Source organism: Noviherbaspirillum sp. UKPF54, from assembly GCF_007874125.1.
Lineage (GTDB): Bacteria > Pseudomonadota > Gammaproteobacteria > Burkholderiales > Burkholderiaceae_D > Noviherbaspirillum.
The window spans coordinates 2,124,912-2,144,939 of the sequence record NZ_CP040128.1; the positions used below are offsets into that span (position 1 = coordinate 2,124,912).

Annotated in this window: 18 protein-coding genes and 1 tRNA gene; 4 read left to right on the forward strand and 15 right to left on the reverse strand. The window is 58.2% G+C overall.

All coding sequences use genetic code 11. The annotated features are described in order from the left end of the window. Window position 1: 1 nt before the first annotated feature. On the reverse strand, window positions 2-2,146 hold the full coding sequence (locus FAY22_RS09810; RefSeq protein WP_146330032.1) for a 3-hydroxybutyrate oligomer hydrolase family protein: 2,145 nt from the start codon (window positions 2,144-2,146) through the stop codon (window positions 2-4). Between the two features lie 359 nt (window positions 2,147-2,505). Then, complete coding sequence (locus FAY22_RS09815) at window positions 2,506-3,951, reverse strand: sigma 54-interacting transcriptional regulator (protein ID WP_210411930.1); 1,446 nt, start codon at window positions 3,949-3,951, stop codon at window positions 2,506-2,508. On the opposite strand from FAY22_RS09815, the gene FAY22_RS21980 reads away from it, so the two are divergent. After that, window positions 3,835-4,149 (forward strand): hypothetical protein, encoded by a 315-nt coding sequence (locus FAY22_RS21980; protein ID WP_168204716.1) that lies wholly within the window; start codon window positions 3,835-3,837, stop codon window positions 4,147-4,149. The genes FAY22_RS09815 and FAY22_RS21980 overlap by 117 nt on opposite strands. Before the next feature lie 69 nt (window positions 4,150-4,218). Here the strand turns inward: FAY22_RS21980 and FAY22_RS09820 are convergent, their stop codons facing one another. The 9 genes from FAY22_RS09820 to FAY22_RS09860 all read right to left on the reverse strand — a co-directional run bounded on the left by FAY22_RS09820 (window position 4,219) and on the right by FAY22_RS09860 (window position 12,284). Further along, window positions 4,219-4,599: a MerR family transcriptional regulator gene (locus tag FAY22_RS09820; RefSeq protein ID WP_146330033.1), complete on the reverse strand. Its 381-nt coding sequence runs from the start codon at window positions 4,597-4,599 to the stop codon at window positions 4,219-4,221. An 11-nt stretch (window positions 4,600-4,610) separates the two neighbouring features. Continuing rightward, window positions 4,611-5,024, reverse strand: coding sequence for an integration host factor subunit alpha (locus FAY22_RS09825; RefSeq protein WP_146330034.1), 414 nt, complete (start codon window positions 5,022-5,024; stop codon window positions 4,611-4,613). A 60-nt stretch (window positions 5,025-5,084) separates the two neighbouring features. Then, window positions 5,085-7,511 (reverse strand): phenylalanine--tRNA ligase subunit beta, encoded by a 2,427-nt coding sequence (pheT, locus tag FAY22_RS09830; protein ID WP_146330035.1) that lies wholly within the window; start codon window positions 7,509-7,511, stop codon window positions 5,085-5,087. 112 nt (window positions 7,512-7,623) lie between these two features. Further along, a complete protein-coding gene (pheS, locus tag FAY22_RS09835; RefSeq protein ID WP_146330036.1) occupies window positions 7,624-8,640 on the reverse strand; it encodes a phenylalanine--tRNA ligase subunit alpha in 1,017 nt (338 codons plus the stop codon). A 135-nt stretch (window positions 8,641-8,775) separates the two neighbouring features. Then, entirely contained in the window at window positions 8,776-9,135 is a 360-nt protein-coding gene (gene rplT / locus FAY22_RS09840; RefSeq protein ID WP_146330037.1) for a 50S ribosomal protein L20, read from the reverse strand. 20 nt (window positions 9,136-9,155) lie between these two features. Beyond that, complete coding sequence (gene rpmI / locus FAY22_RS09845) at window positions 9,156-9,353, reverse strand: 50S ribosomal protein L35 (RefSeq protein ID WP_132259957.1); 198 nt, start codon at window positions 9,351-9,353, stop codon at window positions 9,156-9,158. Window positions 9,354-9,511: 158 nt separating this feature from the next. After that, a complete protein-coding gene (gene infC / locus FAY22_RS09850; protein WP_146330038.1) occupies window positions 9,512-10,033 on the reverse strand; it encodes a translation initiation factor IF-3 in 522 nt (173 codons plus the stop codon). A 59-nt stretch (window positions 10,034-10,092) separates the two neighbouring features. After that, window positions 10,093-12,000: a threonine--tRNA ligase gene (gene thrS / locus FAY22_RS09855; protein ID WP_146333399.1), complete on the reverse strand. Its 1,908-nt coding sequence runs from the start codon at window positions 11,998-12,000 to the stop codon at window positions 10,093-10,095. Window positions 12,001-12,207: 207 nt separating this feature from the next. Further along, window positions 12,208-12,284, reverse strand: a tRNA-Val gene (locus FAY22_RS09860). 197 nt (window positions 12,285-12,481) lie between these two features. Between FAY22_RS09860 and FAY22_RS09865 the strand changes: the two genes are divergently transcribed. After that, the gene (locus FAY22_RS09865; protein ID WP_146333400.1) at window positions 12,482-13,408 is read left to right on the forward strand and encodes a cation diffusion facilitator family transporter; all 927 of its coding nucleotides are present in this window, start codon (window positions 12,482-12,484) and stop codon (window positions 13,406-13,408) included. A gap of 6 nt (window positions 13,409-13,414) precedes the next feature. Here the strand turns inward: FAY22_RS09865 and FAY22_RS09870 are convergent, their stop codons facing one another. The 3 genes from FAY22_RS09870 to FAY22_RS09880 are packed head-to-tail and all read right to left on the reverse strand — an operon-like array spanning window position 13,415 to window position 16,909. Next, window positions 13,415-15,676 carry a bifunctional (p)ppGpp synthetase/guanosine-3',5'-bis(diphosphate) 3'-pyrophosphohydrolase gene (locus FAY22_RS09870; RefSeq protein WP_146330039.1) on the reverse strand — a complete coding sequence of 754 codons (2,262 nt, stop codon included), beginning with the start codon at window positions 15,674-15,676 and terminating at the stop codon, window positions 13,415-13,417. Then, window positions 15,676-16,029, reverse strand: coding sequence for a RidA family protein (locus FAY22_RS09875; RefSeq protein ID WP_146330040.1), 354 nt, complete (start codon window positions 16,027-16,029; stop codon window positions 15,676-15,678). The genes FAY22_RS09870 and FAY22_RS09875 overlap by 1 nt, the downstream gene beginning before the upstream one ends. 13 nt (window positions 16,030-16,042) lie before the next feature. Further along, the gene (locus FAY22_RS09880) at window positions 16,043-16,909 is read right to left on the reverse strand and encodes an alpha/beta fold hydrolase (RefSeq protein WP_146330041.1); all 867 of its coding nucleotides are present in this window, start codon (window positions 16,907-16,909) and stop codon (window positions 16,043-16,045) included. 102 nt (window positions 16,910-17,011) lie between these two features. On the opposite strand from FAY22_RS09880, the gene FAY22_RS09885 reads away from it, so the two are divergent. Together FAY22_RS09885 and FAY22_RS09890 are read left to right on the forward strand one after the other, a co-directional pair. Next, entirely contained in the window at window positions 17,012-17,794 is a 783-nt protein-coding gene (locus FAY22_RS09885) for a 3-hydroxybutyrate dehydrogenase (protein ID WP_146330042.1), read from the forward strand. 87 nt (window positions 17,795-17,881) lie between these two features. Next, complete coding sequence (locus FAY22_RS09890) at window positions 17,882-19,264, forward strand: sorbosone dehydrogenase family protein (protein WP_210411931.1); 1,383 nt, start codon at window positions 17,882-17,884, stop codon at window positions 19,262-19,264. A gap of 104 nt (window positions 19,265-19,368) precedes the next feature. Here the strand turns inward: FAY22_RS09890 and FAY22_RS09895 are convergent, their stop codons facing one another. Then, on the reverse strand, window positions 19,369-20,022 hold the full coding sequence (locus FAY22_RS09895) for a 3-oxoacid CoA-transferase subunit B (RefSeq protein ID WP_146330043.1): 654 nt from the start codon (window positions 20,020-20,022) through the stop codon (window positions 19,369-19,371). Window positions 20,023-20,028: the final 6 nt, after the last annotated feature.

Consider the following 20,028-nt stretch of genomic DNA (forward strand, 5'->3'; position numbering starts at 1 on the left):
CTCAATCGGGGATGTTGAGCGTGTTATTGGCGAAGGTGATCGCGTTTGCCGCGGCCGGCGTGGAGGCGATCGGCGGCACGTTCGCCGTGGTGATCGCCGGTGCCGCGCCGGGCGTGCCGCCGCGCGGCATCGTACGCACCACCTGGCTGCCCGGCAGCGCCGCACCGGCGGTGAGATGCGCCCACATGCGATCCAAGGCCTGGATCATGTAGTAGTGCATCGGAATCAGGCGGGAGTCGTAGCCTGGCAACAGCGGGTTATCGATGAACGCATCGAAGTGGTTGCCGTTTTCGACTTCGATGAAGCGCGCGTTGGTCCCGCCGCCGGTCATTTGCAGCTTACCGAAATAGGCGCGCGACGTGTGGTTCAGCGGCAGCAGCGTGTCGCTGCGGCCGGCCACGATGATGGCCGGTTTGTTGCGCAGCTCGCCGTTCAGCTGGACTTCGGATATGCCCTGCCGCATGCGCTGCGACTGCGCCCGCAACTCTCCTTTCAGGGCCGCCCCGCTCGCCGGATCGACTCCTGTTGCCAGTGCGCGCTGGCAAAGCGCGCCATCGAGCGCAAAGTCAGCCAGCTGGCTCGACGGCGATACGCTCAGCAAGTCCAGCCTGGGACCGCCGACCGCATCGTTGTAGACGATATTGACACCGGACGTTGGAGGAATGCCGTTGCCGGTGCCGAACAGCGCCGCCTGCACCAGCGGGTTTTGCGCAGCCACGTTACCTGATGCATTGGTATTGGCGAAGCTGAATCCGCACAGGTTGTCGGTGACGCCGAACCTCCCGTAAGTATTGGTGTAAGTCACGGCGATCGCAGGCGTCGCAAGGCGGTAATGCGACGCCTGCAGCACATCCTGTTCCGCTTCCCAGCCATAGGCATGCAGCTTGTTCAATGCGTCGGCCGCCCGCTCCGCCGTGGTGCTGCCGCTTACCAGTCCCTTGGCGGCGAGTGCCGTGCAGCGATTGGCGGAATTGGCCGCGGACAGTAAAGCCGCTCCCGGGCTGTTCGGCACGGCCAGCGCGGCGCACGGCTGGTACAGGCTGGCATAGGTGAAGTAATCGGCCAGCGGCTTGCTGTGCGTCGTCACTACCCGGTTGCCGCGCTTGATGACGAGCTTGTCATTGTCTTTGGGCTGCACGTTGGGCTCGGACACCACGACGGCATCGATCAAGCCGTCCTTGTCCTGCTCGGCCGCCGCCACCGCTGCCCCTGCGCCGTTGGACACGCTCGAAGCAATCACCAGCGTATTGGACGGCACAATAGTGCGCGCCTTCACCGCTCCGTTCCTGGCGCCATACTGTTCGTTCAGCACATAGAACGCAAACTCGATGGCTTGCAGCGTGTTCTTACCCCAGTCCATTTCCGGGTTCTGCTGCGAATGCGCATGCTTGTACGCCACGCGATTGGGAAACTGCGCGTTGTATGCGATGCGCGCCGTGTCACTGATCTGCGCCCTGAAATGCGCGGCGCTGCTAGCGGCATCGGCGTCGACGATCGTGCCATCGATCAGTGTCACGCGGTTCAACTGCAAATCATGAAAACCGTTGCCGCTGCCCTTGTCCGTGTAGGCGACCGCGCAGCCGTGCTTCAGCCCCCATTCGCCCGATGTGCCGATAGCGCCATAGATGCCGCGCGAGCCGGACGAGGTCGCCGTGACGATGCATGGCTTGGCAGGATTGAATGTATCCGGCAGTTGCACCATCAGCACCACATTCTGCCTGCCGCTGCCATCGTCCGCATACGCGATGAATTCCTTCCCGGCGATCTTCCCGGCACCACTGGTGACCGCGCCGTCGGCCGTCACGTTCGGCCCGTAGAGTGTGCCGTAGCCGCCGTTGGTGGCCACATCGATCAGGGCCCGGTAGTTGCTCCAGATCGCTAGGCGGCGCAATTCGGCCGCGGTCGGGCTGGCCGGATTGGCGATGACGGGAGCCGCACCCGCCAAGCCGCCAGCCCCAAGGCCGGCCGTCAGCAAGTCGTCGCTGATGCCGTCATAGGCCTGGCTGAACACGGCGCCTCGGATAAAGGGCGGCTTGGTGTTGACCATGCCGCTCGACAAATTGCCCGCGCCGGCATGGCCCCCGCATACTGTCAGGGCACCGCCCGCGATGGCCAATGCAACACCGGATATCTTTTGTCTTGTCATAGTGTCTTCTCCTTGAATTGAACGGCGCACCGGAGTCCTTATACTGGTATCCCGTGCCACACAAACCACTGTTCTACAGCGCCCTATCTCCCTACACTTCAATCACAACCCGCTTGGCAGAACTGGCTACCCCGACAACACGATCCTCACCAGCAATCGAGCAACGATGGCAATAGTTATGCCAAAGTAACTAAGCTCTTGATTTTTAAGGAATCTTTTAGGTTAACCTGCTCTGCAGCAGCCTACATAGAGAAATGTGGACGCGAAAACCGTTCAGAAACTAGACACTTTCATCGCGCTTGGGCTTAGCCGCTTGAAAAACAAGGGGTTTGTGAAATGTTCAACAAACAGACACATGCCTATTCATCAGACAACAACTGATAATCGTCAATTTTCTGGTAAAGCGTCGCGCGGGAAATTCCTAGTTGCCTGGCCGCCCTCGCCTTGTTTCCGGCTGCATGGCGCAACGCGTTGCGGATAATGTTCTTTTCCAGTTCGGCAATCGACTCGCCCAACGGCTTCACCGTCGCAGCGCTCGCTGCTATTTCTGCTTTGGGGGGCGCAAGCGGCGCGGCTCCCGACGTGGGTAAAATGGCTGCAAAATGTTCCACCGACAAGCTGATGCTGTCCGTCAGCATGCCGGCCTGTTCCAGTGCGTTGCGCAATTCGCGCACGTTGCCCGGCCAGTCATACGATGCAAACAGGGCGCGCGCCGATGGCGTCAGCTCGCGTTGCGGCATACCGGTGCGGTAGGCGATTTGCTCCAGCAGGTTTTCGCAGATCGCATCGAGATCGGCGATACGCTCACGCAGCGGCGGCAGCACAATCGGCAGCACGTTGAGGCGGTAATACAGATCGGAACGGAACTTGCCTTCGGCAACAAGCCTCTTGAGGTCGTGACTGGTGGCGGCGATCACGCGCACGTCGACCTTGATGATAGTGTTGGAGCCGAGCGGCTCGATTTCCTGTTCCTGCAGTACGCGCAACAGCTTGGCCTGCACCTGTAAAGGCATGTCGCCGACTTCATCCAGGAACAGCGTGCCGCCGTCGGCGATCTTGAACTTGCCGTGACGCCCCTTGCGTTCGGCGCCGGTATAAGCACCGGCCGCCACGCCGAAGAATTCCGCTTCCAGCAGCGTTTCCGGCACGGCCGCGATATTGATGCCGACAAACGGTTTTCCGGCACGGCCCGACGCGGCATGAATCCCATGCGCCAGCAGTTCCTTGCCCGTTCCGGTTTCGCCCAGCAGCAGCACGGTCGTATCGAGCTGCGCCGCGCGGCGCGCGCGGTGCTTCAGTTCGAGGGACAAGGGGCTGACGCCGACAAAATTCGAGATCGAGTACTTGGTATGACGCAGCTTGGTCAGTTCCTTCTGTGTACTGGTCAGCGCCCACTGCAGTTCCGCGAACTTGGATACCAGCGGCTTGAGCTGTTGCAGGCGGTCATACAAGGCAAAGCCGATGGCACCGATGATCTTGCCTGCCTCGTCCTTGAGCGGGATACGCATCACCACCAGGGGTTGGTCGCGGATCATCATGATATCGAGCAAAATCGGCTTGCCATTTTGCACAACTTCCCGCATGCGGCTGTTCGGGATGATTTCCTCCACCGGCTTGCCCAGCACACTGGCGGCACTCTTGAGGCCAAGGAAGCTGGCATATTTGTCGTTCATCCAGACAATGCGCCCATGATCATCGACGGCTATCGTGCCTTCGCAGGAATCGTCGAACAAATCCAGCAAGGACTCCATGCCAGCGCGCTGAATACCGTCAATATCCCAATGGAAACTAACCGACGATTTCATGTTTCGTCTCCTCCAGTTTATGCAGGCAAACGCCGCTCGGATGACGCGGCTATGACGGCCACAGTCCTATCCGGCGCAGATGTTTCTCGTCCAACGCTAAATGAAACTTCAGTACAGCATGATCCTCCCATTACCACTTTCGCCGTGATCAACATCCAGTGGCAACATGGCCTCACCAGACTACTCGAGAGCAACTAATGCCCAGAAATAAAAAAGCCGCTGAAAGCGGCTTATTGTCTGGCTGGAGGCGCATACCGCGGGACACGGCTAAGGCTTGAGCAGGTTAAGTATCTCCGTCAGTTCCTGACGAATGGCGACGGTATCGACTTCCAGCGCAGGCAAGACAGACAGCATCTCTTCGTCATCTACCATCCGGCTTTCGAGCTTGTTGCGCGCACCACTGATGGTAAATCCCTGCTCGTAAAGCAATTCCCGGATGCGACGGATCAGCAACACTTCGTGATGCTGGTAATAACGGCGGTTGCCGCGGCGCTTCACAGGCTTGAGCTGGGTAAATTCCTGCTCCCAGTAGCGCAGCACATGCGGCTTCACGCCGCACAGGTCGCTGACTTCGCCAATCGTGAAATAGCGCTTGGCCGGAATCGGCGGCAAAGCGATCGCTTCAGGCTTGTTAGAGCGCTCGTTCATGGATCAGGATTTCAGGCGACGCGTGCGAGAGGCTTGCGGCTGGCCACTTCCACCATCGACTTCAGCTTCTGGCTGGCGTGGAAGGTGACGACGCGCCGCGCGGTAATCGGGATTTCCTCCCCGGTCTTGGGATTGCGGCCCGGGCGTTGCGGCTTGTCGCGCAACTGGAAATTGCCGAAGCCGGACAGCTTGACCGATTCGCCGCGCTCAAGCGCGTTGCGGATTTCGTCGAAAAAGGTTTCGACCATATCCTTCGCTTCGCGCTTGTTCAGGCCGACCTGCTCGAACAGGAGTTCGGCAAGCTCCGCCTTGGTCAGGGTCGGCAGGTCCTTTTCAGCCTGCGTACGCGCCTGCGCCTCTTGCATTGCACGATTGAGGTCGGCGGCCAACACGGATTGAAATTCGGCAGAATTCACGTCATTCATGGTAGTTGTCGTCCCTGCCCAGCCCGTAGCCGATGCTCATGCTCGCGATTACGCACACACTCATGCGCGCAACCTGGCGCCAAGCTTCTTCTCGACAGACGCAATAAATGCGGCCATTGCAGCATCTACTTTTTCGTCTTGCAAGGTAGTTTGAGTATCTTGCAAGGTGAACCGGAAAGCAAGACTTTTTTCGTCACTCTCCAGTCCCTTGCCACGATATTCATCAAATAAAACAATGGCTTGCATGATAGCACAGGCAGCGTTCTCCTGCCGCTCGGCAACAAACGCATCCATCAGATCCTGCGCGCTCACTGATTGTTTGACAACCAGCGCGATATCGCGAGTCACTGCCGGGAATTTCGAGATTTCCTGATAAACCGGAATATCGCGTGCCTGCAACGCCTGGGCATCAACCTCGAATACGACCGGCGCGAGGGGCAAGTCATACTTTTGCTGCCAGCGCGGATGCAGTTCGCCAATGACACCGATCTCCTGCCCATCGAGCAGTACTTTTGCACAGCGCCCCGGATGCAATGCCGGATGCTCGGTTTTCACGAAAAGCAATGCTTTCGGCGCAAATAAGGCTTCCAGGTCGGCCTTGACGTCGAAATAATCGACATTGCGATGTGCTTGGCCCCATTGTTCATCTACCGCCGGGCCATAGGTGATCGCGGCAACACGCTTGGGTTGCGCATAACCCGCGACCGACAGCGGGCCATCCTGCACGGATTCGTCGCGCAGGAACACTGCGCCGATTTCGAACAGGCGCACGCGGTTGAGCTTGCGATTCAGGTTGTAGCGTACGTTCGCCACCAAGCTGGCGACGAGCGACGTGCGCATCACGCTCATCTGGCTGGCGATCGGGTTGAGCAACTTGATCGGATTGGCGTTGCCGGCAAAATCCGCTTCCCATGCTTCGTCGACAAAGCTGAAGTTGACCACTTCCTGGTAGTCGAAATCTGCCAGGCGGCGGCGAATCGCAAACAGCGAGCGGGTATTTTCCGGCGCGATGCGCATGGTATTCGCGGCCACGGGCGGCAGTGCCGGAATGTTCTCGAAGCCGTAGACGCGCGCCACTTCCTCGATCAGGTCTTCCTCGATTTCGATATCGAACCGATAGGATGGCGGAGTGACCGAAAACACGCCCGGCTCCTGCGTGAACGACAGTCCGAGCCGCGTGAAAATGTCCGCGATCTGCACATCCGAGAGCGGAACGCCGATCACCTTTACCGCGCGCGCGGTGCGCATCAACACAGGCTTGCGCTGCGGCAGATTAACGACATGGTCATCTACCGGGCCAACCACCGTATCCTGGCCGCCGCAGATTTCCACGATCAGCGCCGTGATGCGCTCCAGGTGATCCACGGTTGTCGCAAAGTCGACGCCGCGCTCGAAACGATGCGCCGCATCGGTCGAGAAGTTGTAGCGCCGTGCGCGCCCCTGGATCGCCTGCGGCCACCAGAACGCGGCTTCCAGATAAATGTTCCGGGTGTCGAGCGATACCGCCGTGGAGTCGCCGCCCATAATGCCGGCGAGCGATTCAATACCCTGTTCGTCGGCGATCACACCCACCCAGCTATCGACGTCCACGGTATTCCCGTTCAACAGCTTGAGCGACTCACCCTGCTGGCCCCAGCGCACGTCGAGTCCGCCATGAATTTTGTCGAGATCGAACACATGGGACGGCCGGCCCAGTTCGAGCATCACGTAATTCGAGATGTCCACCAGTGCCGAAATCGGACGCTGGCCGCTGCGTTCCAGGCGCCGCTTCATCCACTCCGGCGTTTCCGCCCGCGCGTTCAAGCCGCGAATCACGCGGCCGGAGAAACGGCCACACAGATCCGGCGCCGACACCTTGACCGGCAGCTTTTCCTGCGTCGTCACTTCGACCGTCTGGTAGGTCGGCGCCTTCAACGGCGTTCCCGTCAGGGCGGAAACTTCGCGTGCGACACCGAGTATCGACAGGCAATCAGCCTTGTTCGGCGTAAGCTTGATGGTGAACTTGAGGTCGTTCAGCTGATAGTAGTCGCGAAAGTTCTGTCCGATCGGTGCATCATCCGACAATTCGAGCAGGCCGCTGCCTTCTTCCGACAGCTTCAGCTCGCGCGCGGAGCACAGCATGCCCTGCGACTCGACACCGCGCAACTTGCCGACCTTGATCTCGAACGGTTTTCCGTCTTCGCCCGGCGGCAGCTTGGCGCCGGCCATCGCGCAGGCGACTTTCAGCCCAGGGCGCACGTTCGGCGCGCCGCAGACGATATTGAGCAAGGTACCGGTTCCGGCATCCACCTGGCAGACATTCAGACGGTCCGCGTTCGGGTGCTTCGCGACCTCGACCACTTTTGCGACGACGACATTGGAAAACGGCGGCGCGACCGGCTCGACTTCTTCCACTTCCAGTCCGCTCATCGTCAACAGATGGGACAACTCGTCCGAAGTCATCTTCGGATCAACCAGGGTGCGCAGCCAGCTCTCGGAGAATTGCATATTAAAACCTTCAGATATCTCGTTGCCTCCCCTATCAGGAGGAGGCCAGGCGAACCATGCGTGAGCGGTTCGCCACTCCCTGCCCCTCTATCAGGAGGGGCCCAAAATATTCCTAGTTGAACTGCTTCAGGAAGCGCAGATCACCTTCGTAAAACAGGCGCAGATCGTTGATCCCATAGCGCAGCATGGTCAGACGCTCAATTCCGGAGCCGAATGCAAAGCCAATGTATTGATCTGGATCGAGCCCCATGTTGCGCACCACGGTCGGGTGCACCTGGCCGGCGCCAGACACTTCCAGCCAGCGCCCTTTCAGTGGCCCGCTACCGAACGCGATATCGATCTCGGCGGATGGTTCCGTAAACGGAAAATACGAAGGCCGGAAGCGCACCTGCAGGTCATCGGTCTCGAAAAACGCCTTCACGAAATTCAGGTACACGCCCTTCAGGTCGGCAAAACTGATGTCTTCCGCTATCCACAAGCCCTCGACCTGGTGAAACATCGGCGAGTGCGTCGCATCGCTGTCGACACGATAGGTGCGCCCCGGCGCGATCACCTTGATCGGCGGGCGGTTCTGCCGTGCGTATCGCACCTGCATCGGGCTAGTATGCGTACGCAGCAGCAGCGGCTTGCCTTGCGTATCCTTGCCTTCAATGTAGAAGGTATCCTGCATCGAACGCGCCGGATGGTTTTCCGGACTGTTCAATGCGGTGAAATTGGTCCAGTCGGTTTCGATCTCGGGGCCGTCAGCCACGTCGAAACCGATCGAGCGAAAAATCTCCTCAATGCGTTCCCAAGTGCGCATCACAGGGTGAATGCCGCCGGCACCCCGGCCGCGACCGGGCAACGTCACGTCGATCGCTTCCGCGTTCAGGCGCGCCTCCATCTGCGCGTTGGCAAGCGCTTCGCGGCGCGCGCTCAACGCGGCTTCGATCTTTTCCTTGGCGGTGTTGATCACGGCGCCCTGTACCTTGCGATCTTCCGGCGCCAGCTTGCCGAGGCCCTTCATCTGCTCGGTGATCTGACCGGTCTTACCGAGGTATTTGGCTTTTGCATTCTCCAGAGCGGCTGCATCGCCAGCTTCGGCGAAATCGGCTTGCGCCTGGATGACAATTTGTTCGAGGGAATTCATGCGGCTTTTTCGCCCGTGAAAAGAAATCGGAAATCCAGAAACGGCGATTCAAAAACGAAACGGGGCACAGGTGTATGACCTCTGCCCCGCCTTCGTTGTCACACCGCCGGAAGGCGGTGCGAACGCTTACAACACTCAAGCAGCGATGTTGGCCTTCACCTGGTTGACAATCGCGGCAAATGCCGGCTTGTCCATCACTGCCATATCGGCCAACACCTTACGGTCTAGGCCGATATTGGCCTTCTTCAGGCCATTCATGAACACGCTGTAGGTAACGCCGTGCGCGCGGGTGGCCGCGTTGATACGGGTGATCCACAGAGCGCGGAATACGCGCTTCTTGTTGCGACGGTCACGGTATGCATATTGACCGGCGCGCATGACTGCCTGCTTGGCGATGCGGTATACATTACCGCGACGACCACGATAGCCTTTGGCGAGGTCGAGAACTTTCTTATGACGGGCCCGTGCGGTGACCCCACGTTTTACTCGAGGCATGTTAGCTCCTTAGTGTGAGGTTAAGCGAACGGCATCATCGCGCGGATGGAGTTCATGTTTGTCTCATGAACGTCCACTGCACCGCGCAACTGGCGTTTGTTCTTGGTGGTTTTCTTGGTCAGGATGTGACGCTTGAAGGCTTGACCGCGCTTGACGGTACCGCCCGGACGCACGCGGAAGCGCTTTTTCGCGCTGCTCTTCGTCTTCATTTTAGGCATAGCAAATCTGTCCTCTCGGACAGCTCCATTTTTAACATGATTGCAGGTGGCAATACTTCATTGCACTTGGATGCCTGCTTTCACTTGTTTTGCAGTGGAATCTAGTCCACCACCATTTGCACCAACCGTCCGTTCTGCCGGACGATTCGTACGAATCTTTATTTTTTCTTTTTAGGCGCCAGCACCATCACCATCTGGCGGCCCTCCATCTTTGGAAACTGCTCGACCTGGCCAAACGGTTCCAAATCGGCCTTCAACCGCTCCAGCATGCGCATGCCGATATCTTGGTGCGCCATCTCACGACCGCGGAAGCGCAGCGTGATCTTAGTCTTATCGCCCTCTTCGAGGAACTTGGTCAAGTTGCGCAGCTTGATGTTGTAATCGCCGTCATCGGTACCCGGGCGGAATTTAACTTCCTTGACCTGGATAACCTTTTGCTTGAGCTTCGCTTCGTGGGCTTTCTTTTGCTCCTGATATTTGAACTTTCCATAGTCCATCAGGCGGCATACCGGCGGCTGCGCGGTAGGCGCGATTTCCACCAGATCCACGTTCGCTTCTTCCGCAAAGCGAAAGGCCTCAGCCAGACTCACGATACCAAGCGGTTCGTTATTGACCCCAGTTAAGCGCAATTCCGGCGCAGTAATTTCGCCGTTAATGCGATGCGACTTGTCCGTAGCTATTGCAGTTTCCTTTAAAAATCAAATAATTAAGCCGTGCTCTAGCGCTTTGGGCTTTCCCATCAGGCTTTGGTGTCGACCTCGTTCCTGAGTCGTTCCACCAGCGCATCGACTGGCATTACACCCAGATCGACGTTGCCCCGCGCACGCACGGCCACTGTATTCGCATCCCGTTCCTTGTCGCCGATAACGACGATATAAGGCAGCTTCTGAACCGAATGCTCGCGTATTTTATAGGTTATTTTCTCATTACGCAAATCGACAACCACCCTAAACCCTTGTTTTTTCAGGTTTTGTGCGACGTTTTGCGCATAATCAGCCTGCGCATCCGAGATATTCAGAATAGCGACTTGCACCGGCGCCAACCACAGCGGCATCGCGCCAGCATGGTTTTCGATCAGGATGCCGACGAAGCGTTCCATCGAGCCGACAATGGCTCGATGCAGCATGACCGGCACCTTACGCGTATTATCATCCGCAACATATTCGGCACCGAGGCGCCCCGGCATCGAGAAATCGACCTGCATGGTGCCCACCTGCCATGGGCGACCGAGCGAATCCTTCAGGTGGTATTCGATCTTCGGGCCGTAGAATGCCCCCTCGCCCGGCAACTCCTCCCAAGCCACACCGCAAGCGCGTAACGCGGAGCGCAGCGTTTCTTCGGCACGATCCCAGGTTTCATCCGAGCCGATGCGGCTGTCGGGACGCAGCGCGATCTTGATCGAGATTTCGGTAAAGCCGAAATCCTTGTAGACCTGCATTGCCTGCTGGTGGAAGTCAGTCACTTCACCCTGGATCTGCTCTTCGGTACAGAAGATGTGGCCGTCGTCCTGAGTAAAGCCGCGCACCCGCATGATCCCGTGCAACGCGCCGGAGGGTTCGTTGCGATGGCATTGGCCAAATTCGCCGTAACGGAGCGGCAGATCGCGGTAGCTGCGCAGGTCGGAATTGTAGATTTGCACGTGTCCCGGGCAATTCATCGGCTTCAAAGCGTAATTACGGCTCTCCGACTCGGTCACGAACATGTTTTCGCGATAGTTTTCCCAGTGTCCGGTCTTTTCCCACAACGTACGATCGAGAATTTGCGGCGCCTTTACTTCTTGGTAACCGTTTTCCTGATAGACGCGACGCATGTACTGCTCGACCTGCTGCCAGATGACCCAACCTTTCGGATGCCAGAAAATCAGCCCCGGTGCTTCGTCCTGGAAATGGAACAGATCGAGCAGCTTGGCCAGCTTGCGGTGATCGCGCTTTTCCGCCTCTTCCAGCATATGCAGGTAAGCTTCCTGGTCCTCTTTCTTGGCCCAGGCGGTTCCATACACACGCTGCAACATTTCATTCTTGGAATCACCGCGCCAGTAAGCGCCGGCCAGCTTCATCAACTTGAAGACCTTCAGCTTGCCGGTAGACGGCACGTGCGGCCCCCGGCACAGATCGGTAAATTTCCCCTCGCTGTAAAGCGATACATCCTCGCCCTGCGGAATCGATTCGATGATCTCCGCCTTGTACGCTTCACCGATCGACTTGAAATAGGCAACCGCCTCATCGCGCGGCAATACCTTGCGCATGACCGGCTCATCCTTTTTTGCAAGTTCGACCATCTTCTTCTCGATCGCCTGCAAATCCTCGGGCGTGAACGGGCGCTTATATGAAAAGTCATAGTAAAAGCCGTTTTCGATCACTGGCCCAATGGTGACCTGCGCATCCGGGAACAACTCCTTGACCGCATACGCCAGCAAGTGGGCGGTCGAATGGCGAATCACATCCAGCCCCTCCGGATCCTTATCTGTAACAATGGCCAGATCGGCATCGCGATCGATCAGATACGACGTATCGACCACCTTGCCATCCACCTTACCGGCCAAGGCCGCCTTGGAAAGACCGGTTCCGATGCTAGCGGCGACTTGCGCCACCGTGACCGGCGCATCGAATTGGCGTTGCGAACCATCTGGGAGTCGGATTGATACCATTTTGCTCTCCATGTCAGCGGGAGGATGAACGGACTAGATAAATGCGAAGAAATCTGTAGACGAAAAAAAACGCGGACCAGCCGCGCTTTTTCTCTGTATTTTTGAAATGACGAAAAAGTCTCCGACTAGCGCCGTACTAAAACCTTTACGGTTGTAGTTCGCGGTGTCATAACCGAAATGCCTTTCTCGCTCTTACAAAATATTCGTTGGTAGGCTCGATTGGACTCGAACCAACGACCCCTACCATGTCAAGGTAGTGCTCTAACCAGCTGAGCTACGAGCCTAAAGAAGCGAAATTATAACGGCAGTTTTTCATTTGCGCTAGTGTCTTGTTTGAAACCAGGTTTCGCCTGATCAAACCTCGCGCCAAAAGAAGAGCCAGCCGATATTAGGCCAAGAGATGATCCATTTGGAAATAGCAGCATTCGCAAAACATTGGTACATTCCCTCCCTTCCGCCTGCATGCGATACAAATATGTATATGAAAACCCGCGACGCATCTTCCAGCCACCTGCATGCACATCGTGCGGGCGATGCATCACATCACCATTTCACTGAAGGTCGCCGGCAAAGCATACTGGGATGGGCGGTGCTGCTGACGCTCGGCTTCGCACTGGTCGAAGCACTTGCCGGATTCTGGTCCAATTCGCTCGCACTTCTTTCCGATGCCGGACATATGGTGACGGATGCGAGCGCGCTGGGCTTGGCGCTGCTTGCGCAAATCATCGCAAAGCGCCCGCCATCAGCGAAACACTCATTCGGGTTCGGACGCGCAGAAGCGCTGGCTGCCTTCATCAATGCGCTTGCCATGCTGGCAGTGGTCGGCTGGATCGCCTTCGAAGCGATCCAGCGCTTCTCCAAGCCGGTGCAGGTAAAGGGTGAAGCCGTGTTCGCAGTCGCCCTGGTCGGGCTGGCGATCAATGTGGTCGTTGCATGGGTACTGTCGCATGACCGCAATAGCGTCAATACCAAGGCGGCGCTGGTACACGTGCTAGGCGACTTGCTCGGGTCTGTGGCTGCTCTGGCTGCCGGCGCCGTCATTTATTTCACCGGATGGCTGCAAATCGACCCACTGCTTTCGCTCCTGGTTTCGGCGTTGATCTTGAAATCGACGTTCAGCGTGCTGCGCGAGTCCTATCATTTCCTGATGGAGGGCGTCCCGCACCACATCGATTACCTGCAGGTTGGCGAAGACCTGGCTGCGGTAAGCGGAGTGCTGTCAGTCCACGACCTGCACGTCTGGGAAATGACGCCAGGTCAACCTGCGCTGATCGGCCATGTCGAAATCACAAGAATGGATGACTGGCCTGACACACTGCGCGCCATCAAAACCATGCTGCTGGAAAAATACGGTATCGATCATGTGACCTTGCAGGCGGAATTGCCGTCAATGGCCGAAGGCGATTGATTCTCGTTACTGTCGCTCTGCGTCGATCACGCCGGACACATCGCGAATGATCGACAATGCTTTCTGCAATTGGGCGGTGGAAGAAATTTCCGCTGTAAACTCCATCTTCGCCTGCCCCTTGGCGCTGTGAGTACTGACGCCAATCACGTTAATTTTTTCGCGCGATAATATTTCCGAGATATCGCGCAGCAGGCCTTGGCGATCGTTCGCCAGAATAAAGATATCCACCGGATAAACGGTGTCCTTACCTGACTCGCCCCAGGTGGTCTGGATGACGCGCTCCAGCGCATTCTTGCGCATCTGCGCCAAGTTCTTGCAGGAGGCGCGATGGATGGACACCCCCTTGCCGCGTGTGACAAACCCGACGATATCGTCCGGCGGCGCAGGCTTGCAGCAGCGCGCAAGCTGCGTCATTAACCCCTCGGTACCGACCACCAACACACCAGATTTGGCACCCTGCGTGACACTGGACGCACGGCTTTTGTTCAGCTGCAGAGCGTCTTCCGGCTGCGCGTTTTTCGCCGCGCTCTTTTGCTCGTCGTCTGCATGCAACTCCTGCTCGATATTGCGCAGGCTGAATTCTTCCTTGCCGACCGCAAGGAACAAATCGTCGACCTTTGAAAAGCCGAGTCGATGCGCCAACTCCTCCAGGTTGATCGCGGTCCTACCCTCGCGCTGCAACGTCTTTTCAACCAGGGCGCGGCCGTGCGAAAGGGTTTCCTCCTGTTCGATCGCATTGAACCAGGCGCGCACCTTGGAGCGCGTGCGTGGGCTGGCGACATAACCCGGGCTGAGCCAGTCGCGCGATGGCCCCAAGGCGGCCGAGGCGCCGCCTCTTGCGGTAATGATCTCGACCGTCTGGCCACTCTTCAACGGCGTATTCAACGGCACCATCGCGCCGTCCAACCGTGCGCCACGGCAGCGGTGCCCGACGTCGGTATGCAGGTGGTAGGCGAAATCGATGGGCGTGGCGCCATGCGGCAATTCGATCACGCGCGCCTGCGGCGTCAGTACATAGATGTGGTCGTCAAGCGATGTGGATTTGAGCTTTTCGACCCATTCACGCTGAACCTCCTGCCCCACGACGGCATCGGCAACCTCGGTCTTCCACGCCAGCAACTGGCGCAGCCAGGCGATCTTTTCATCGTATTTTTGCGCGGCGAAATTGGACCCGCCCGATTCCTTGTAACGCCAGTGAGCCGCCACTCCGTATTCTGCGAAGCGGTGCATTTCCTGGGTGCGGATCTGCACCTCGATCGCGCGGCCGTCTTCGGCGATCACCACCGTATGCAGGGACTGGTAACCATTGGGCTTGGGGCGCGAAATGTAATCGTCGAACTCTTCCGGAATCGGTGTCCAGATGTTGTGCACCAGACCAAGCACCGTGTAACAGGCTTTCACGTCATCCACGATGACGCGGAATGCGCGCACGTCGTACAGCTCGGAAAAGTCGAGCGACTTGCCGCGCATCTTGTTCCAGATACTGTAGATATGCTTGGGGCGCCCGCTGACCTCGGCCTTGATGCCGGCTGCCGCCAGTTCCGACTTCAGGCGCGCAATCGCTGCCTCGACAAAGCTTTCACGCTCGATGCGCTTTTCTTCCAGCATCCGGGCGATGCGCTTGTAAGTCGCCGGCTCCAGAAAACGAAATGCCAAGTCTTCCAGCTCCCACTTCAGCTGCCAGATGCCGAGGCGGTTCGCCAGCGGCGCGTACAAGTCCAGGGTTTCTCGCGCATACTGATGCGTCTGGTCGGTCTCAAGCTTGAGTTCCGCGAAGTATCGCAAGGTTGTTACGCGTGAAGCCAGACGCACCAGAACGACGCGCATGTCAGATGCCATCGACAACAGCATCTTGCGCAGCGTCTCGAGCTGCTCGGCCGCCTGCTGAGATGCATTCTTCCCGCGGCCGACCTCCTTCTGCCCGAAGGTTTGCTCATGCAGGCGCATCATCTGGCGGATGCCGTTTACCAGATCGGCAATCTCTTTGCCGAACCGGGTTTCGATGCCGCTTGCCGATGCGGGGTGAAGCACCGGCAGCTCCGCCAGCAAGCCGGCAATACGGGTATCGGCATCGGTATTGAGCTGCGCCAGCGTCGTTGCCACGCCTTGCGCGAAGGCGAAGGCATCCTGTCCCGTGCTTACCTGCTTGCCGCTATAGAACGGCTCGATAAAACCAAGGGCATCGAGCACGCGCGCACCATCCTCGGCCGTCAGGCCGGAAGACAGTTGCGCCTGTGCGTCGCTTCGTGTCGCAGCGATAGAAACCATTACTCTGCTTGTGCCGCAGTGACGACCATTTCGACCAGCCATTCCGGCTTTGCGAGCTTGGCCTCGACGGTGGCGCGGGGCGGAGAATTACCTTCCGCCACCCACTCGTTCCACACTGCATTCATTTCCGAAAAATTCTTCAGGTCGGACAGGAATATCTGGCACATCAGGATGCGCGACTTATCGCTGCCGGCCTCTGCCAACAGGCGATCGATATGACCGAGCACCTCGCGTGTCTGACCCGTAATATCCTGGCCGACATCCTCCGCGATCTGGCCGGCGAGGTAGACCGTGCCGTTGTGGATCGCTACTTCAGACAGCGTTTTCCCGACGTGCAAACGCTTGATTTCCATGCTACTCACTCTCTTATCCCAGCAAGAATTCTTTCACAATATCGATTTGGTCCGCATGCATGAAAGTCGGCGCATGACCCACTCCCGGCAATTCGACCAGCTTTGCCTTCGGCCCGCGCATCGTCATCGCCTGCGCCGCCTCTGCCGTCACCAGGTCCGACTCCACCCCTCGCACCAACAAGGTCGGACAGGCAATCGCGTCGTAGGCCAGCCACATCATCTTTTCCGCCTGCTGCGCGCTTTCCGGCGTGACGGCCTTGAACGGAATGGCCAGGCGCAGATCGTAGTGGCGAATCCAATGTCCGTCCCGATCCTGGCGCAAGACATCCGTGGCCAGTTTGCGCCACTCGTCATCGCTATGCGGACCAAACGGCCGGATCAGTTCCTCGATACCGCGCACCGCTTCCTCAAATGTCGGATAGCGCAGCTCCTGGCCGATATATTCTCCGATGCGCTGCAGCGCGGCGGGATTCAACGCCGGACCAACATCGTTCAGCACCAGCTTGCGGACCGGATTATCCGGCAAGGAAGCCAGCCCCATGCCGATCAATCCGCCCATCGACGTGCCGAACCAGTGCACGACATCCGCATCCAGGCGCGCCAGCAATGTCACCATGTCGCTCACATACTGCGGCACCTGGTAGTGCTGCGGGTCGCGCAACCAGTCGGACCGACCGCGGCCGACGACATCGGGGCAGACGACGCGATATTCATCGCACAAGGCGCGCGCCAGATTGTCAAAATCATCCGACACGCGCGTAACGCCGTGTACGCAAACAAGCACCTTCGAGTTGGCGGGATCGCCCCATTCCTTGTAGGCCATCTTGTGCAGGCCGGTCGGGGACAGGCATTGAACGGTGTGCAGGCGAGCTTGACTCATTTTGTCGGATATCCGGTTGTCATTCTCGCATTTTACTGTTCGTTCCGCTTAAAATCTTGTTTAACTTCTTCGCAGTTCAATATTTCATTCGCAGAGGACATCATGCATAAAGGGAAGACCGCACTCGTCACCGGCTCCACTTCAGGTATCGGACTTGGCATTGCCAAAGCATTCGCTGCGCAAGGCGCGAATATCGTCTTCAACGGCTTCGGCGACATGAAGGAAATCGACGCTATCCAGGCGCAAGTGAAGGAGCAATTCAAGGTCAAGACCGCATATCACAATGCCGACATGTCGAAACCGGCGGAAATCGAAGCAATGATGCGCTTTGCTGCTGAACAATTCGGCGCCGTCGATATCCTGGTGAACAATGCCGGCATCCAGTACGTCGCCAATGTCGAGGATTTTCCGATCGAAAAATGGGACGCGATCATCGCGATCAATCTCAGCTCCGCCTTTCATACCACGCGCCTGGCGCTACCGGCGATGAAAACGCGCAACTGGGGACGCATCATCAATATCGCATCGGTCCACGGCCTGGTCGGCTCTGCGCAAAAGTCGGCATACGTAGCGGCCAAGCACGGCATCGTCGGCTTGACCAAGGTAACGGCGCTGGAAAATGCCCATACCGGCATTACATGCAATGCGATCTGCCCGGGCTGGGTACTGACGCCGCTGGTGCAAAAGCAGGTCGATGCCCGGGCAGAACAACAAGGGGTTTCGAATGAGGAAGCCAAGAAAGGCCTGCTTTCCGAGAAACAGCCGTCCGGCGAGTTCGTCACCCCGGAACAACTAGGCGAACTCGCTGTCTTCCTGAGCAGCGATGCCGCAAGCCAGGTCCGCGGCGTCGCATGGAACATGGATGGCGGCTGGGTAGCACAGTAAGCCCGCGACGGAGCGTTATCTGCCATTTGCAATGCCGTTTGCCGGCCTGCAGCCGTCGCTGTAGCGAAAGCCCGAACGGAACAGCGAATGAAGATAACGCCGTCTCTTCTCTTCAAAATGCCCATGCCACTCGTTTGGCGGCGCATGTTACCAGTGCATCTTTGGTGCATCCTCGGACTGCCGTTGACCGGCGCTGCCCTTGCCGCCACGGATTCCCCACCCGGTGCCAGCCAATCTGTTCAGGTGAGGGTTCCGGACGAAGCGGCAAGCGCGCCATTCAATGTGGTGCGCCACCTGACCATCCCCAAGGAATTTTCGATACGCGTGGTGGCGCGCGTTGCGGATGCCCGCTTCATGGCGCTCGTGCCAAACGGCGATCTGCTGGTATCCAGTCCAGGCAAAGGAAGCATTACCTTGCTGCGCCCCGACGGACAAGGGAATATCCGGTCTTTCACCTTCGCATCGGGGCTGCATCATCCGCATGACATCGTGTTCCATGCGCTGGATGGCAAGCAGTACGTCTATATCGCCGAATCGAACCACATCATTCGAGCCCCTTATAGCAGGGGGCAAACCGATATCGGGACAACGCAGACAATCGTGGGCGGTCTGCCCGACGCCTCCAGCCCAGGCCTAAAGGGCAGCTACGGCCACCAGCTGAAAAATATCGCGCTGCACGGCGACAAGCTTTATGTGTCGATTGCCTCCACCTGCAATGCCTGCCTTTCCGATACCCGCGCCGATCCGCTTCGCGGTGCGATATATGAGTACGATGCAAACGGGGAGAACGGGCGCCTGTATGCGAAGGGCTTGCGCAATGCCGAAGGCATCCGCTTCAAGCCGGACACGAATGAATTGTGGGCGGTGGTCAACAGCCGCGACAACATCGCCTACCCCTATCACAAGGATTGGGATGGCGACGGCAAGGATGACTACGGCAAGGTCATGCAAAGCTATGTCGACGGGCACCCGCCCGATCTGCTGGTGAAGGTCAGGGATGGCGGCAACTATGGCTGGCCATTCTGCAACCCGAATCCCGATGGCGGGCCGAACGGCATGCCGTACGACCCGGATGTTCAAATGAATCCGGACGGCGACAAGCTCGATTGTGGCAAGATCGATCGCGTGACGAAAGGCATCGAGCCTCATTCGGCACCGCTCGGCATGAGTTTTCTGCACGAATCTGGCCTGCCCGCCCCCTATCGCAACGCGCTGGTCACTGCATTGCATGGCTGCTGGAATTGCAGTGCGCCCAACGGCCACAAGATAGTGCTGTTCCCGTTCAGTAAGGATGGTTCCGTGGGAGATCCGGTCGACCTGGCGACGGGCTGGCTCTCCGATGAGAAAACCGGCCGGCGCTGGGGCCGACCGGTTACTGCGATCCCGAATGGCAAAGGCGGCTTGTATATTTCCGACGACTATTCGGGAACTGTGTATTTACTGCAGCATGACGAGGCAGGCCGGCGCTGATGCATGCCTTGATACATGCCTAAGTCGCAGGCTGTTCATACATTCGTCGCTTGCAAAAAAACGGCGCCCTGTCAGGCGCCGTTCTCCGCAGCAGTAAAGGCGGCTCAAGCGACCGCGCTTACATCCAGTTCTGCGCCGGTCTTCTCGACCACCTCCTGTTTCGTCACGCCAGGTGCCAGCTCAACCAGTTTCAAGCCAGCATCCGTCACATCGATCACGCCGAGGTCGGTAATGATGCGGTTGACGACGCCGACGCCGGTCAGCGGAAGATCACAATTCTTCAGGATCTTGTGGGAAGTCGTGCCATCCTTCGCCTTCGCCACATGCTCCATCAGCACCACGACGCGCTTGACGCCTGCGACCAAGTCCATCGCGCCACCCATGCCCTTGACCATCTTCCCCGGGATCATCCAGTTCGCCAGGTCCCCCTTCTCGCTCACCTGCATCGCGCCCAGGATGGCGATGTTGATCTTGCCGCCACGGATCATCGCAAACGAGTCCGCCGAACTGAAGAACGACGAACCAGCCAATGCCGTCACCGTCTGCTTGCCGGCGTTAATCAGGTCCGGATCCACTTCGTCTTCGGTCGGGAACGGGCCGATGCCGAGCAAGCCGTTTTCCGATTGCAGCCACACCTCGATATCCTTCGGCACATAGTTCGCCACTAGGGTCGGCAGGCCAATGCCCAAGTTCACATAGAAACCGTCCTGCAATTCCTTCGCCGCGCGCGCGGCCATTTCATCACGAGTCCAAGCCATGTTCGT

What these genes read in the sequence shown, in the direction of transcription:
- FAY22_RS09810 (WP_146330032.1), bottom strand. Translation starts at nt 2,146, where the DNA reads ATGACAAGACAAAAGATATCCGGTGTTGCATTGGCCATCGCGGGCGGT.
- FAY22_RS21980 (WP_168204716.1), top strand. Translation starts at nt 3,835, where the DNA reads ATGATCATCGACGGCTATCGTGCCTTCGCAGGAATCGTCGAACAAATC.
- FAY22_RS09815 (WP_210411930.1), bottom strand. Translation starts at nt 3,951, where the DNA reads ATGAAATCGTCGGTTAGTTTCCATTGGGATATTGACGGTATTCAGCGC.
- FAY22_RS09820 (WP_146330033.1), bottom strand. Translation starts at nt 4,599, where the DNA reads ATGAACGAGCGCTCTAACAAGCCTGAAGCGATCGCTTTGCCGCCGATT.
- FAY22_RS09825 (WP_146330034.1), bottom strand. Translation starts at nt 5,024, where the DNA reads ATGAATGACGTGAATTCTGCCGAATTTCAATCCGTGTTGGCCGCCGAC.
- pheT (WP_146330035.1), bottom strand. Translation starts at nt 7,511, where the DNA reads ATGCAATTCTCCGAGAGCTGGCTGCGCACCCTGGTTGATCCGAAGATG.
- pheS (WP_146330036.1), bottom strand. Translation starts at nt 8,640, where the DNA reads ATGAATTCCCTCGAACAAATTGTCATCCAGGCGCAAGCCGATTTCGCC.
- rplT (WP_146330037.1), bottom strand. Translation starts at nt 9,135, where the DNA reads ATGCCTCGAGTAAAACGTGGGGTCACCGCACGGGCCCGTCATAAGAAA.
- rpmI (WP_132259957.1), bottom strand. Translation starts at nt 9,353, where the DNA reads ATGCCTAAAATGAAGACGAAGAGCAGCGCGAAAAAGCGCTTCCGCGTG.
- thrS (WP_146333399.1), bottom strand. Translation starts at nt 12,000, where the DNA reads ATGGTATCAATCCGACTCCCAGATGGTTCGCAACGCCAATTCGATGCG.
- FAY22_RS09865 (WP_146333400.1), top strand. Translation starts at nt 12,482, where the DNA reads ATGAAAACCCGCGACGCATCTTCCAGCCACCTGCATGCACATCGTGCG.
- FAY22_RS09870 (WP_146330039.1), bottom strand. Translation starts at nt 15,676, where the DNA reads ATGGTTTCTATCGCTGCGACACGAAGCGACGCACAGGCGCAACTGTCT.
- FAY22_RS09875 (WP_146330040.1), bottom strand. Translation starts at nt 16,029, where the DNA reads ATGGAAATCAAGCGTTTGCACGTCGGGAAAACGCTGTCTGAAGTAGCG.
- FAY22_RS09880 (WP_146330041.1), bottom strand. Translation starts at nt 16,909, where the DNA reads ATGAGTCAAGCTCGCCTGCACACCGTTCAATGCCTGTCCCCGACCGGC.
- FAY22_RS09885 (WP_146330042.1), top strand. Translation starts at nt 17,012, where the DNA reads ATGCATAAAGGGAAGACCGCACTCGTCACCGGCTCCACTTCAGGTATC.
- FAY22_RS09890 (WP_210411931.1), top strand. Translation starts at nt 17,882, where the DNA reads ATGAAGATAACGCCGTCTCTTCTCTTCAAAATGCCCATGCCACTCGTT.
- FAY22_RS09895 (WP_146330043.1), bottom strand. Translation starts at nt 20,022, where the DNA reads ATGGCTTGGACTCGTGATGAAATGGCCGCGCGCGCGGCGAAGGAATTG.